Origin of the sequence: Comamonas denitrificans (assembly GCF_042654745.1) — a bacterium.
Taxonomy (GTDB): domain Bacteria; phylum Pseudomonadota; class Gammaproteobacteria; order Burkholderiales; family Burkholderiaceae_C; genus Comamonas; species Comamonas denitrificans.
The window spans coordinates 191,098-205,368 of the sequence record NZ_JBHSEY010000016.1 but is presented as its reverse complement, the minus strand read 5'-3'; the positions used below and the strand labels follow the sequence as shown (position 1 = coordinate 205,368).

General features: G+C 59.1%; 12 protein-coding genes. 6 read left to right on the top strand and 6 right to left on the bottom strand.

Going from position 1 to position 14,271, the window contains the following annotated elements; genetic code table 11:
- Window positions 1–205: 205 nt before the first annotated feature.
- The 5 genes from ACFO24_RS05025 (at window position 206) to htpX (ending at window position 5,875) form a co-directional block, all read left to right on the top strand.
- The gene (locus tag ACFO24_RS05025) at window positions 206–2,110 is read left to right on the top strand and encodes an ATP-binding cassette domain-containing protein (protein WP_377737183.1); all 1,905 of its coding nucleotides are present in this window, start codon (window positions 206–208) and stop codon (window positions 2,108–2,110) included.
- A 162-nt stretch (window positions 2,111–2,272) separates the two neighbouring features.
- Window positions 2,273–3,316: a dihydroorotase gene (pyrC, locus tag ACFO24_RS05020; RefSeq protein ID WP_207575085.1), complete on the top strand. Its 1,044-nt coding sequence runs from the start codon at window positions 2,273–2,275 to the stop codon at window positions 3,314–3,316.
- Window position 3,317: 1 nt separating this feature from the next.
- On the top strand, window positions 3,318–4,160 hold the full coding sequence (locus tag ACFO24_RS05015; RefSeq protein ID WP_377737180.1) for an NYN domain-containing protein: 843 nt from the start codon (window positions 3,318–3,320) through the stop codon (window positions 4,158–4,160).
- Window positions 4,147–4,932, top strand: a complete 786-nt coding sequence (locus ACFO24_RS05010; RefSeq protein ID WP_377737178.1) for a DUF3025 domain-containing protein — start codon at window positions 4,147–4,149, stop codon at window positions 4,930–4,932. The genes ACFO24_RS05015 and ACFO24_RS05010 overlap by 14 nt, the downstream gene beginning before the upstream one ends.
- 64 nt (window positions 4,933–4,996) lie before the next feature.
- Window positions 4,997–5,875 (top strand): protease HtpX, encoded by an 879-nt coding sequence (gene htpX, locus ACFO24_RS05005; protein WP_377737177.1) that lies wholly within the window; start codon window positions 4,997–4,999, stop codon window positions 5,873–5,875.
- 100 nt (window positions 5,876–5,975) lie between these two features.
- Here the strand turns inward: htpX and ACFO24_RS05000 are convergent, their stop codons facing one another.
- Window positions 5,976–6,116, bottom strand: a complete 141-nt coding sequence (locus ACFO24_RS05000; RefSeq protein ID WP_377737196.1) for a hypothetical protein — start codon at window positions 6,114–6,116, stop codon at window positions 5,976–5,978.
- Here ACFO24_RS05000 and ACFO24_RS04995 point away from each other — a divergent pair.
- Window positions 6,067–6,585: a hypothetical protein gene (locus ACFO24_RS04995; RefSeq protein ID WP_377737195.1), complete on the top strand. Its 519-nt coding sequence runs from the start codon at window positions 6,067–6,069 to the stop codon at window positions 6,583–6,585. The genes ACFO24_RS05000 and ACFO24_RS04995 overlap by 50 nt on opposite strands.
- A gap of 39 nt (window positions 6,586–6,624) precedes the next feature.
- Here ACFO24_RS04995 and ACFO24_RS04990 read toward each other — a convergent pair whose 3' ends face one another.
- The 5 genes from ACFO24_RS04990 to ACFO24_RS04970 all read right to left on the bottom strand — a co-directional run bounded on the left by ACFO24_RS04990 (window position 6,625) and on the right by ACFO24_RS04970 (window position 14,158).
- Window positions 6,625–7,602: a GMP reductase gene (locus ACFO24_RS04990; RefSeq protein ID WP_377737175.1), complete on the bottom strand. Its 978-nt coding sequence runs from the start codon at window positions 7,600–7,602 to the stop codon at window positions 6,625–6,627.
- A 165-nt stretch (window positions 7,603–7,767) separates the two neighbouring features.
- Window positions 7,768–8,742, bottom strand: coding sequence for a helix-turn-helix transcriptional regulator (locus tag ACFO24_RS04985; protein WP_377737173.1), 975 nt, complete (start codon window positions 8,740–8,742; stop codon window positions 7,768–7,770).
- A gap of 5 nt (window positions 8,743–8,747) precedes the next feature.
- The gene (locus ACFO24_RS04980) at window positions 8,748–10,697 is read right to left on the bottom strand and encodes a DUF262 domain-containing protein (RefSeq protein WP_377737172.1); all 1,950 of its coding nucleotides are present in this window, start codon (window positions 10,695–10,697) and stop codon (window positions 8,748–8,750) included.
- A complete protein-coding gene (locus ACFO24_RS04975; protein WP_377737171.1) occupies window positions 10,694–11,971 on the bottom strand; it encodes a DUF262 domain-containing protein in 1,278 nt (425 codons plus the stop codon). Before ACFO24_RS04975 ends, ACFO24_RS04980 begins: the two co-directional genes overlap by 4 nt.
- Window positions 11,972–12,043: 72 nt before the next feature.
- Window positions 12,044–14,158 (bottom strand): AAA family ATPase, encoded by a 2,115-nt coding sequence (locus tag ACFO24_RS04970; RefSeq protein ID WP_377737170.1) that lies wholly within the window; start codon window positions 14,156–14,158, stop codon window positions 12,044–12,046.
- Window positions 14,159–14,271: the final 113 nt, after the last annotated feature.

Sequence of the window (14,271 nt, the reverse complement as noted above, 5' to 3'; positions counted from 1 at the left end):
GCCTTGCATCCTACACAGAAATTTGTGCACCTGACAAGTGGTGAAGAAAATTTTCTTCTGGGCCTGCAACTCTTCTGAATCACCGCCCCGCCGCTTGCCGTTGCGAGGGGGCGAACTATAGCATGAGATTGGGGTTTTCCCGGAAATTCTGGACTTCTTTATCCTTGCACGCTGGCACAAGCTTCCCTTGGATAATTTACCCCTTATGGCACTCATCACACTATTAAATGCGCAACTGGCGTTTGGCCACGTTGCTTTGTTAGACCACACGGATTTTTCTCTTGAGGGTGCTGAGCGCGTAGGCCTGATTGGGCGCAATGGGGCGGGCAAGTCTTCCTTGCTGAAAATTCTTGGCGGCTTGGCCCACGCAGACGATGGGCAATTGCAGCTGCAAACCGATTTGCGCATTGCCTATGTGGCCCAAGAGCCTGATCTGGAGCCGACCCACAGCGTTTTTGAGGCTGCGGCACTGGGCTTGGCCGAAGCGGCTGCTTTGCGCGAAAAATACCTGGCGCACGACCCTGGTGTTGATTTAGATCAGCTGCAATCACGCATTGAGGCGCTGGATGCGTGGAATTGGGAGCAGCGGGTGCAGGCCACGCTGCAGCGCCTGCACCTGGATCCCTCGGCGAAAGTGGGCGACCTCTCCGGGGGCACCAAAAAGCGGGTGGCCTTGGCGCAAGCCTTGGTCGCCAAGCCGGATGTCTTGCTTTTAGACGAGCCAACCAACCATTTGGACTTGGACTCGATTGCCTGGCTAGAGGATTTGCTGCTCGGCTTCAAAGGCAGCGTGGTCACGATTACCCACGACCGGGCCTTCCTCGATCGCATTGCCACACGCATTGTTGAGTTAGACCGGGGGCAGCTGCGCTCTTATCCGGGTAATTTCTCGCAGTACCAGCAGCTCAAGGCCGAGCAGCTGCAGCAAGAAGCGGTGCTCAACGCCAAGGCCGACAAGCTGTTGGCACAAGAAGAAATCTGGATTCGCAAAGGGGTAGAGGCCCGGCGCACCCGCAGCGTCAGCCGGATAGAGCGCCTCAAAGCCTTGCGGGCCAACCGCGAAGCGCGGCGCGTGACCCTGGGTAATGTGCAAATGGAGCTTGCTTCTGGCAAAGACAGTAGCTACCAGGGCAAGATCGTTGCTGAATTAAGCGATGTTTCTAAGCAATTTGGCGATAAAACCATCGTTAGCCGCTTCAGCGGAACCATTTTGCGGGGGGATAAGGTGGGCCTGCTGGGGGCCAATGGCGCTGGCAAAACCACCCTGCTCAAGATGATTCTGGGCGAGCTGGCCCCCGATAGCGGCCAAGTGCGCTTGGGCAACAACCTGCAGGTGGCTTACTTTGACCAGATGCGGGCACAAATCGACCTGGATGCCACGCTGGAAGATTTCATCAGTCCGGGCAGCGAATGGATTGAGATTGGCAAGAGCAAAAAGCATGTGAAAAGCTATTTGCAGGATTTCTTATTCTCTCCTGCCCGGGCCCACTCGCCGGTGCGCTCATTGTCCGGCGGGGAGCGCAACCGCCTGCTGCTGGCCCGCCTGTTTGCCCGCCCGGCCAACGTTTTGGTGCTGGATGAGCCAACCAACGATTTGGACATTGAAACCCTGGAGTTGCTCGAAGACTTGCTGCAGCAGTACGAGGGCACCGTCTTCCTGGTCAGCCACGACCGCACTTTTTTGGACAACGTAGTCACCAGCATCATCGCCGCCGAGGGCCAAGGCCTGTGGCGCGAGTACGAAGGCAGCGTGCAAGACTGGCTCACCCAATCACAGCGCAGCCAGGCCTGGGCCGAACAAGCCCAGAAAACCCCGGCCACGCCGACTGCCGCATCCGCCCCTTCCATCAAAGAAGAAAAAATCACCCCTCCCGCCGCCACGCCCCCCAAGCGCAAGCTCAGCTACAAAGAGCAACGCGAATTGGAGCAACTGCCCGCACACATCGAAGCGCTGGAAGCCGAGCAAGCTAGCCTGCGCACCACGCTGGCAGACCCGCAAATCTACGCCCAAGACAATGCCCGCGCTTTGGCCCTGCATGCACGCGATGCAGAGATTGAAGCGGCCCTCATGCTGGCCCTGGAGCGCTGGGAAGCCTTATCAAGCCAGTAAAAAAGAAGCTGCATCCGCATGTATATCAATGATTTTTTAGCTATAGGATAGTAAATTCATTGAAATACAAGCGGATACAGCTCTTTTAAACAGTAATCCACGGCCACAGCCACCACACCGCCATCGACAACCTGCGCTCCTGCGCCCTGAACCACCCCTGCCATGACCACCACCACCCTGACCCTCACCCGCCCCGACGACTGGCACCTGCACGTGCGCGATGGCGCTGCCATGCACGCCGTCGTGCCGCACACCGCTGCGCAATTTGCCCGCGCCATCATCATGCCCAACCTCAAACCGCCGGTGACCACCACCGCGCAGGCACTGGCCTACAAAGCACGCATCCTGGCCGCCGTGCCCGCAGGCGTGCCGTTTGAGCCGCTGATGACGCTGTACCTGACCGACAACCTCGCCCCCGAAGAAATCGCCCGCGCCAAAGCCGCTGGCATCGTCGCCTGCAAGCTCTACCCGGCCGGTGCCACCACCAACAGCGACTTTGGCGTGACCGATCTGCGCAAAATTTATCCGGTGCTGGAAGCCATGCAGCGCGAGGGCCTGCTGCTGCTCGTCCACGGCGAAGTCACCAGCAGCGACATCGACCTGTTCGACCGCGAGGCGGCCTTTATCGACCAGCAACTCATCCCGCTGCGCCGCGACTTCCCCGAGCTGAAAATCGTCTTCGAACACATCACCACCAAAGAAGCCGCCCACTACGTGCGCGAGGCCGACCGCTTTGTCGGTGCCACCATCACGCCGCAGCACCTGCTGTTCAACCGCAACGCCATCTTTACCGGTGGCATTCGCCCGCACTACTACTGCCTGCCCGTGCTCAAGCGCGAAGAGCACCGCCAAGCGCTGGTGCAAGTGGCCACCAGCGGCAGCAGCAAATTCTTCCTGGGCACCGACAGCGCCCCCCACGCCGCGCACCTGAAAGAGCACGCCAGCGGCTGCGCCGGCTGCTACTCGGCGCACGCCGCGCTGGAGCTGTACGCCACCGCCTTCGAGGCTGCGGGTGCGCTGGATAAGTTAGAAGGCTTTGCCAGCTTCCACGGCCCCGACTTCTACGGCCTGCCGCGCAACACCAGCACCGTTACCCTGGTCAAGCAAACCTGGACCCCGCCCGAAAGCTTTGCCTTTGGCGAAGGCGCTGAACTAAAACCCTTGGCGGCGGGCGAGGCGCTGGGGTGGAAGCTGCTGGCGGCCTGACATGCACAACACGCCGCAGCCGCGCATTGCCTTGCTCATTGATGCCGACAATGCGCCCGCCGAGAAGGTGGACGACATCCTGACAGAGTTATCCACCCTGGGCGAGATCAGCATCCGCCGTATTTACGGCAACTGGACCAAGCCGCACCTGAGCGGCTGGCAGAGCAAGCTGCTCGACTACGCGCTGCGGCCTATGCAGCAGTTCGATTACTCCAAGGGCAAAAACGCTACCGACATGGCCATGACGGTGGATGCGATGGAGCTGCTGTATACCGAGCGGCCCAATGCCTTTGGCATCGTCTCGTCCGACTGCGACTTCACCCCGCTGGTCATGCACCTGCGGGCCAAAGGAGTGCAGGTTTATGGCTTTGGTGCCGACCAGACACCCAAGGCGTTTGTGAACGCCTGCTCGCGGTTTTTGTATCTGGAATCGTTGGGCGGGCCGCAGGAGGTGCCCAGTGCCGAAGAAAACACAAATTGTGCAGTCCCAACCACTGAACTAGACTTGGCTTTAGAGGAAAAACAGCCTGAAAAGACTACTAATAAAGCGCAAGAAGCTCCTAAAACCGCAGCTACCGGGCGCATGCAAACGGCGCAGCTACGCCAAAACACGCGCTTAATGAACTTGCTGCGCTCTGCCGTGCAGGCTTTGCAAGACGATGCGGGCTGGGTGCCAGTCAGTGTCTTGCGCACACAAATTGGCAACAAGGCATCGTTTGATCCGCGCAACTACGGCTATGCCACTTTGACCAAGCTGCTGGTGGCGGTCGAGGATTTTGAATTCAAAAACGAAGGTACCTCGCTGGTGGCCGTGCGCAAAAAAACAAAAAATGAACCACGATAAACGCCCCCCTTTTGCTGCCATCAACTGGCACGCCCCGTGGCTAGAGCGCTATGCGGCACTGGGAGAGGCTGCGGCGCAGCAGGTGCTTGCTGGTGCCACGGTGGCGCAGGCCTTTAATCACTTGGTAGCGCAGGGCGCAGCCCCCGATCCTGGGGTGCGCTTTGTGCCGCAGGCAGATTTGCCCTCGGGCATGGCTTATGAGCAATTCATCCTGGAGCGCGCCCAGGTACCCACGCGGGATAACTTGCATGATTTTTTCAATGGGTTGATGTGGCTGCATTGGCCGCAGACCAAGCGGCGGATGAACCAGATTCACGGCGCAGCGGTGCAGGCCCAAGGGGTGCAAGCCCGGCGCGGGCCGCTGCGCGATGCGCTCACGTTGCTGGATGAGAATGCCGCCTTGCTCGTCGCCCCGGCCGCCTTGCAGCACGCACTGCAGACGCGGCAGTGGCAACTGGCGTTTATGACCCTGCGGCCACTGTGGCAGCAGGCGCAGTTGTACCCCCTAGGGCATGCTTTATTGGAAAAGCTTGTTTATCCAAGAAAAGGCATTACAGCGCATATCTACCAAGCGCCAACAGCTATCAAAAAAGATCAATCTATCGACACCAGCTGGGCCCATGCCTTGCAGGCTGAGCACTTGGCCACCAAGCCCTTTTTTCCGCTGCCGGTGCTGGGCATTCCGGGGTGGTGCGCAGAGAATGCGAACTTTTATTTCTATGATGACTCCATGGTCTTCCGTCCCGCACGGGCGGCGCTTGAAGTCCTGTAACTCTGCCTTACCTAAGAACGTGTTCACGATCTAAGGCAGCACCAACCTACTTCACCTTGCTTGTATGAAACGCATCGCTTTATTTTTATTGACCAATATTGCCGTGGTGGCGGTGTTGGGGATTACCGCCAGCTTGTTGGGGGTGAACCGATTCTTAACGTCCAATGGGCTCAATTTAGGCGCTTTGCTGGGCTTTGCCTTCATCATGGGTTTTGGCGGGGCGATTATTTCGCTCTTGATGAGCAAGCCCATGGCCAAGATGAGCATGGGTGTGCGCATCATCAACCAGCCCAGCAATGCCGATGAGGCCTGGATTGTGCAAACCGTGCACAACTTTGCCCTGAAAGCGGGCATTGGCATGCCAGAAGTGGGCATTTACGAGGGGGAGCCCAACGCCTTTGCAACCGGCGCGTTTAAAAACAGTGCCTTGGTGGCGGTCTCCACCGGTCTGCTGCAAGGCATGACGCGCGAGGAAGTTGAGGCGGTAATCGGCCACGAGGTGGCCCACGTGGCCAATGGCGACATGGTCACCATGACGCTGATTCAGGGGGTGATGAACACGTTTGTCGTCTTCCTCTCGCGCCTGATTGGGTATGCGGTCGATAGCTTTTTGCGCAAGGGCGATGACCGCGAATCCAGCGGCCCGGGCATTGGCTACTACGTCTCGACGATTGTGCTGGACATTTTGCTGGGCTTTGTCGCCGCCATCATCGTGGCCTGGTTCTCGCGCCAGCGCGAATTTCGCGCTGATGCCGGGGCCGCCGACATGATGGGCAGTAGCCTGCCCATGCAGCACGCCCTGGCCCGTCTGGGCGGCATGCATCCGGGCGAAATGCCCAAAAACATGGCGGCCATGGGCATTGCCGGGGGCATTGGCAAACTGTTCTCCACCCACCCGCCGATCGAAGAGCGCATTGCCGCCCTGCAGTCCCGGGGCAAGTGATCGTTACGGTACAGATACAAACTTTACTTGCGCTTTAGCACAACGATACCCAGCCCGGTCAGCATATGACCGGGCTGTTTCGTTATGGGAGATTGCCGGGCTACACGCCACACTGCACTGCGCAGTCTTGCCCACCCAGATACCCAAGGAGTTTTGCCATGAAGCGCTTGTCTGCTGTTTTTTCCGCCCGCATGGGCGCTGTACTGGCCAGCGCAGCGCTGCTGTCGGGCTGTGTGGTCATGCCTGTGGAAGGGGGCTATCGTCACCACGATCGCTACGAACACTACGAAAGCCATGATCGCTACGATCGCTACGAAGGCCATCACGCCCACCGCTATGGCCATCCACCGCCGCCACGCGCTGAGCGCCGCCCTCGCCCACCAGGGCCAGGCTATGCCTGGAGCCAGGGCCGCTGGGTCTGGAGCGGCCAGCGCTACCATTGGCAGCCGGGCCGCTGGCACTACGTGCGCCCGGCACCGCCACCGCACGTGCGCCCTGGGCCACCACCCCACGCCCATCGCCCTGGGCCGCCCCCACATGCCCAGCATCCGCCCAGGGGGCACCGCGCCCCAGCGCCGCCTAGCGCCAGGCCTGAGCGCCCCCATGGACACGTCCCACCCCCAGCGCAGCACCAAGACCCACGGCGTTTTTTCCCTAGAGACCCAACGCCCCGAGAGCCTTATCGCGATCGCGGGCCGGGCGGTGCCTAGCCGGGTGCAGCGCCCGTGCAACGCGACTGGCCTGGGCGCTTACATCAAGATGTGCTCGGCATCGTTGCCGCCGCCCAAGATCACGTAATTGACCTTGCGGATGTCCATCAACTGCGTGCCCCCGGCGTAGCTGATGGAGCTTTGCACATCCTGCTCCATCTCGATCAGCGTATCGGCCAGCAGGCCCTTGATCGGCTCCAGGATGCGCTTGCCTTCGACGTGCTTGTACTCGCCCTTGTTAAAGTCGCTGGCCGAGCCGTAATACTCCTTAAAGCGCTGCCCATCCACCTCCACCGTCTGGCCGGGCGATTCCTCATGCCCGGCAAACAGCGAACCGACCATCACCATCGTCGCGCCAAAGCGCACGCTCTTGGCAATGTCGCCGTGGCTGCGAATGCCGCCATCGGCAATGATGGGCTTGGTCGCCACACGGGCGCACCACTTCAGCGCGGACAACTGCCAGCCGCCGGTGCCAAAGCCCGTTTTCAGCTTGGTGATGCACACCTTGCCGGGGCCAATGCCCACCTTGGTGGCATCCGCGCCCCAGTTCTCCAGGTCAATCACCGCCTCGGGCGTGCCCACGTTGCCGGCGATGACGAAGGCGGCGGGAATCTTCGCCTTCAGGTAGGCGATCATCTTCTGCACGCTCTCGGCATGGCCGTGGGCAATGTCGATGGTGATGTATTCCGGGCACAGCCCCTCGGCCACAAACCGATCCACCGTGGCGTAATCCGGCGCTTTTACCCCCAGCGAGATCGAGGCAAACAGCCCGCGCTGCTGCATATCGCGGGTAAAGGCCACGTTGTCCACGTCGAAGCGGTGCATGACGTAGAAGTAGCCATTGGCCGCCAGAAAGCGGCAGATGGATTCGTCCAGCACCGTTTTCATGTTCGCTGGCACCACCGGCAACTTGAAGCGCCGTGCGCCCAGTTGCACGCTGGCATCGCACTCTGAGCGGCTCTCTACCCGGCACTTGCGCGGCAGCAGCAGGATGTTGTCGTAGTCAAAAATTTCCATAAAGAATCCAAGCTCCAAAAAGTAAGGCTGCAGCAGGGGCATCCTGTGCGCTGGGGCGCTTGGCTTGAAAGGCTCGGCCATGCCTGCAAAACCGTACAGGCATAAAAAAACCGAGCCGCAAGAAACTTGGGCCCGGTGCTTGATTGTACCGATGAGGGGCCGTGCTCACGCAAGAATGGGGTCACGCTGCACTGCCCGCACAGCAGCCCCAAAGCCACGCAGCCACCAGTGCAGCATGGCGCTATCGACCACAGTGGCCGTAATGCGCAGCCAGTCATCGGCCAAATCTTCAACCTGCTGGTCATGCGACAGCGGCGTTTCACGCAGGTGAAATCCAGCATCGCGTTCAACTTCAAACGTCAAACGCACCCGTTCTCCCTCACCAAAGCCAAACCGGCCATCGTCGTCATACCGCTGGAAATCAAAATTTGTCGGGCGCTCAAAACCCAGGGTGGAGGCTTGCGCCTTGCGGATGCGGTGCAGCGCCAAGCTGCGCTCGTTATCAAAGCCCTCGTACCGGCATACCAGGTACAGGCGTGGGCCTTGCTGGGCCAATCCCAGGGGCATGACTTTGACGGCCTTGCGCACCCCGGCCGCGTTTTGGTAATCCAGCTCCAGCCAGCGGTTGGCGTACAGCGCCTCACTGACTTCTTCCAGCACACCCGGAGCAATCGCCGGAGGCAGCAAAGGCTGGCTGGTGGCCACCACGCGAACCTTGCTCGGCCATTGGCGGGCCAGGCGTTCGTTGGGGCTCTGCCCATCCAGGTTGCGCCGTGCCTGGGCAAAAAAGCCATCCATGGATTGCATCAGATGAACCGGCAGCAGGTGCTTGAGGTGCTCCTGGGCCAATTGCAGCAAGAGCGATTCGTGCAACGTGAGCTGACCCAGGGCCATACCGCGTGCCTGTTCTTGCCAGCGAAAACCATAGGGCTTGCTGCGGTCATCGCGCTCTATGCCCAGCGCTGCGCTGTCACTGAGCGCCGCCATCAGCCGCTGCACGCTGCGCAGGTCACGCTTGATGCCCGCGCACTGCAGTTTCTGCTGCAGCTCCTTGGCGGTGATTTTGTGTTTGCGGGGAATGTGGCGCAGGATTTCCAGCGCCAGCAGGGTGGTTTCCAGGGTGTCGGAGCGTTGGGGCACGGCTTTCAGTCTCGCATATTCAGATGCGGCCCTAGCGCGTTTTGCAGTGTTGTAAGCATCGCATTGTGGTGGGCTTGCACCTGTGCATCGCCCCAGCCATCGCGCAGGGCAATGTCTGCCATCTGCCGCAACTTGGGGCTTTGCTGGGCGATGGTGTCTTTGAAGTTCTCGGCCTTGGCCTTTGGAAAACTATTGCTGAATTTGGAGTTTGCGCCGACGCTTACCAGCGCAAGATTGCCCAGAAGGTGCAATTTTTTGTCTGTGACATCAGCACCGGATTGCTCCTTATCCGGGTGTTGTGGATAGAAATGCTCGATCGAGGTGCGAAATTGAAATTTGAAGTCCTTTTTCGTTGCCTCGTCCAGCAACAAATAGTCCAGGTAGGTGAAAACAATCCGGGCAATGCCAAAGCCTTGTGGATGCGCATTGGGCTGCTCGTCGGACGGCTCCTTGGTGTCAAAAAAAGCAGATTTCACTTTGGCGCGGGCATAGTTCTGCAATAAATCGACCAGACCAGCGCTGGTAATGGTGCCTGGCTTTTCTTGCCGCACCAACCACTGCAGGGTCTGGGTGATCCAGTGCATGGTGCGCGGCGAGGTGTAGGTGATGCGCAGCATGGACTGCAGCAGCAGTGCATCGTGGGTTGCAGTGTCGGGCTCATCGGTTGCAGTGTCTGTCCGGAAGGTATGCACATAACCCGGTGTCGCACTGCTGGTGTTTTTCTTTAATCGCTGCAAAGACCAGTCGCCCTCTTCACTGTCGGTGCTGGTCGTGAACTGGCGCTTCAAAATGAAAGCATCAAAAAGATTGCGGCATTTGAGCAAGGTAAAAGCGAAGTCCCGCACCCATTGCGCCTCATGATCTGTGGGCATGGCATTGGTGAACGATGCAATCAGGTGCTTGTCGTCGAGCTGCCCTTCGTTTTCATCACCCTGGCCATTTTTGACCTTTAAGACATGCAGCAGAAAAACTGGAAATTCGATGGTGGAGCGAAAACGCTCGTTGCCTTCATCAACGCTGGATTCCTGCACATGGGCCTGGGCGTATTTTTGCAATGCGCCCTCCAGCGACAAGGCCGCGACTGCTGCAAAGGTAGAGGTAGAGGCATCGAATTGCGAACGCATACGGAGCAGTGCGTTGAAGTCCGTGGGCACCAGCCAGCACCAGTCATCGCCAAAGATCGTGCTGCGCAAGCCTGTATCGCCCCGGGCCAATGACATTTGTACGTAAGTGTCCATGTCGGCACAGGCATCCCAAATCCAGGCAAAACCGGCACGCTCGGCATCCGGCAGCTTGCTCATCAGTCGCGCTTTGACAATATCCACCTGCAGCAACTGCTGGCCGCGTGTATTCATGATCTCGAAATAGCGGTTCAGGTCGGTTGTCGGCGGCAGCGATGCACGCACCACGGTGACTTTGAAACGCAAGAACTCGGCAAACTGCCCCCGGCTGACCGGGTCACGAAATTTTGTTTCAATGGTTTGGTGGATGATATTGAAGCCCTCATGGATACCGCCATCTTCCTCAGTCAAAGAATCTTGCACCTGCCTGCCGTCTCGATAGGATGCCTGCCCCACCCGCCGCAGCGCCTCTGAAGCGCGCGCCCGTGATTCATATTGCAGCCGACCTTTATGGCGGTCGTATGGGTGAGTGCCGTCATGCTCCAAAAAGCTCAGGAGCAAGTACAGCGTGGTCAGGCGCTGTTGGCCGTCAATCACTTCAAAATCGTTGGGCTTGGCTCTTGGTGTGACGACGAGGTTGCCCAAGAAATAGCTGCTCTCATGGCCCATTGCCGCGTCTTGAATATCGCTGATGAGCTGTTCAATCTGCGCTGCCCGCCAAGCGTAGTTGCGCTGATAGATCGGCACGGTGTACACGTTGCCATGGCTGAATAGTTCACCCACTGTCAGCAACTCGGGTTTCAATGCATCGGGCTTCATTGCGTTGGTACTCATGGTGTATTTGTCTTGGTAATAAAGGCCACAAGGGCTTTTTCGTGTTCTGCGTGGGGTGGCTTGAGCTGCACGGAAAGTTGTCTGAGTGCCTGCACTGGGGCGGTGTTGCGCATGAGGACGAAGGGCGATGCAGCATCCTTGCCCCGCGCCCGGTTGTCGGCAGAGGCAAATTGCACGCGGGTCATGGTCACACGCAAAGCATAGGCCCAGGTAAACAAGGTGTCGCGCGCCTGCCTGAATTCGTGGGTGCCGCATTTATTGGTGAAATACAGCAGCGCAGCGATGAACAGCTCATAGACATAGCGATAGCGGCTTTGCGAGTCATCAAACGCACCCACATATTCCTTGGCCTCTTTTTCCAGCGCCGCCAATTCCTGGAGCATGAACGACACCATTTCGAAAAAAGGGCGGCCTGCAATTGGCGGGGCATCCAGTTGGAAACGGCTGCGGCCTGCGTCCCGGACATCGTGCTCCGTCGAGGGGATCCAGGCCGTTAAAAGCGGCATCGCGGCTTGCGCTGCCAGGTGATAGCGTTCGCTGGGCAGCAAAAATCCACTGCGGGCTTTAGGCGAAATGCCCTTGAACATTCCAATATCGTGTATCGAAAATCCCGGCGCACTCTTGCCACGCGACCAGCAGGCAATGCGGTACAGAAAGGTGGAGAACAGCCGGTTGAGTTGTTTGTCATCGACCGATTCCCAGGTTTGCACCACAGCTGCTTGCATTGCCTTCGATTCGCCCCTCATTTCGCGCAGGTGGTAGGCCTTGAGCAGATCGTGGGGGGCCAGTGGCTTGCCACGGTAATTTTGGGAATCGAACACCCGAAAGGCTTCATCCACATCGTCGGTCACGATGCGCACCAACTGGCAGCGGGTGCGGATGAAGTCCAGAAGATCGTCTTTTCCCTTCCCATCCAGCCTTGCCAATTTCTGCTCAAGCGCCTGCCAAACCAGTTTGACCGGATTGTTGTCAGCCGCTTTGTCTAGGGCCAGGGCGTGGTCGGATTGAAGGATGGCAAAAATCATCTTCAAGGTCAGCAACCTTTGCTGGCCATCGACCACATCGAGCCAGCCCGCACGCGCATGAAGAATGACCGCGCCCAGCACATAAGGGGCTTGTCCCTTGCTGGCCTGTGCATCCCTCAAGTCATCGAGCAATTGCAAAGCGGTGGCAGGTTGCCAACTGTAGGGGCGCTGGTATTGAGGAATGCGCAGGTTTTGCTCTAGCAGGTCGCCGATGCTGATGGCGCTCACCCCAGTGGCTTGGATGGTCATGTGCTTGTCCCTGTGTTTTTAAATGCTATTGTTTTTGCAATCAGATTCATTTTTACCGATCTGTGAGGCGGCTCACACAAACCCCATCACCCCTTTCGCTCCCTCCTTCAAGGCACACTCCGCCTCTAACTGCGCCACCAGCGCCGCCGCATCGGCCAGCGGCCTGAACCGCCCCTGGCGCAGCACCGCCGCAAAATCCCCAGGTGTGACATAGCTCAGCCGTGCCAGACGGGATTGCTCAGAGCTGCCAGGCGTGGCCAACCCCAGCTGCGCACAGTGGCGCAGCAGCAGCGCCCAGGCTTGCTCAGGGCGCAAAAAATCGAGTTTCACTTTCAGATCAAAGCGCCGCAGCGCGGCCTGATCCAACCCGTGCATCAAATTGGTGGTGGCGATGAATACGCCGCTAAAGCTTTCCATTTGCATGAGCATTTCATTGACTTGGCTCACTTCCCAACTGCGCTGTGCGCCACGGCGGTCTTGCAAAAAACCGTCCACCTCGTCGATCAACAGCAGCGCACCGTCCTGTTCTGCGGCGCGAAAGGCATGGGCGAGGTTTTTCTCGCATTCCCCCACCCACATCGATTGCAGATCAGAGGCCCGCTTGACCAGCAGCGGCATATCCAACTGCTGCGCCAGCCAGCGGCCATAAGCGGTTTTACCGGTACCTGGTGGCCCGTACAGACACAAGCGGGCGCTTTTATGCGTGGCGATGCCTTGGGCAATGGCGGCCAGGTCAGCATCGGCATGGATGAAGGCCGGGTCGTACACCTGGGGCAGTTGGTTGGCTTCTTGGCGCTGCAAACTGGGGTGGCCCTGGGCTTGCAGGGTGTTATTGACCAAGCGCTCTAGCGCCACGGCAGGGCATGGTGTTTGCTTGTGGTCTTGCGCGAGGAGGCACGCCTGCATGCTGCGCACCACTTTGGCCGCCCGGGCCACGACGGCAGGGGCCAAGTGCTCAGACTGACTCATGCGGTGCATCGCTGGGCTGTCCAACAAGCCTTGGCACTGCTGGTCGATGATGCGCAGGCGCTGACTTTGCGGCGGTACGGGCAACTCAAACACCATATCAAAGCGGCGGATAAAGGCCGCATCCAGCGCCCCGCTGTTTGAGAGCCACAAGGTGGGCATCGGGTTGCTTTCCAGCATGCGATTGACCCAGGCCTTGCGCTGCTGGGCGGTGCTTTTACCCCCCAGTGGGTGGACGCTATCGTTAAAAACATCTTCGACTTCATCAAACATCAATAGCGCCCGGCGCTGGCTGAAAAAGCTTTGTGCCGCTTGCAAAGCACGCAAACGCCGTTCGGCATTGATGGGGTCGCCATCACTGTCTTCGCTGGCCACTTCAAACAGCTCACACCCCAAGGCCGCAGCCAGGGTGCGGGCCAATTCGGTTTTGCCCGTGCCGGGGCTGCCATGAATGAAAAAATTCACGCCGTGCTGGCCTTGCTGGCTGGCTTGGCGCAGGTGAGGCAGGGCAATGTCCAGCTGGGGCTGGATGTGGGGATAGTCCTCCAGGGCCAGTTGCGCAGGTGGGGCCGCTTGCACGACACCACGCAGCAGTTGCAAGATGTCGTTGGTTTCGCTGTGCATGCGGTCAGCAAAGTTGGCGGAGAGCAAGTCCAAACACCCCCGCAATTGGCGTGGGCCATGGCGGTCCAGCACCACCAAGCCGGTGCGACTCAAAACGGCTTGCGGTGCCAACGCGGTGCGAATGTCCTGCATGGGAAAATCCAAAATCACCGCCAAGCAAGCCGCTACGCGGGCAGAAGACAAATTACCCAAATAATCCGCTGCCAACTCCAATAGCGGCTCTTGGTGAATGGCACAGGCAAACGCCAAAATCTGCTCATCCACAGGACTCAGGTTCGCCAGCGTGGCCAGCCGCTGGGTGTTGCTGCGCATGGTGGCGTGGGGGTGGGCTCGGTGGCGTTGCCTTTCGGCGGCGCTATAGCGTTGGCGCAGCTCTAGGCGCACCGCACGCGCATCAAAAGGACGTTCGCCTTCGTCCAGCCACGCCTGCAGCCCCAGGGCACTGGCCAGCTCATCGCAGCGAAAACCGTGGTTTTGCACCCACTCTTTGTAGCCCCCCAGGGGGTGCAAGATGCGCAAAATCCACAACCGCACAATCGGTGTAAGGGCCTCGGCAGTGTTGTAAGTGGGTCGAGTACGAAAAGATTTTTTCACCATAGCAGCTCCATTCATCTACAGGCCATGATGCCTGCCTGCTACGACAAATTGCGTCGCACCAAACCAGCCCGGCGGTAGTGCCCCGGCGGTGGCCCCTCCTACAATCGCCCGAT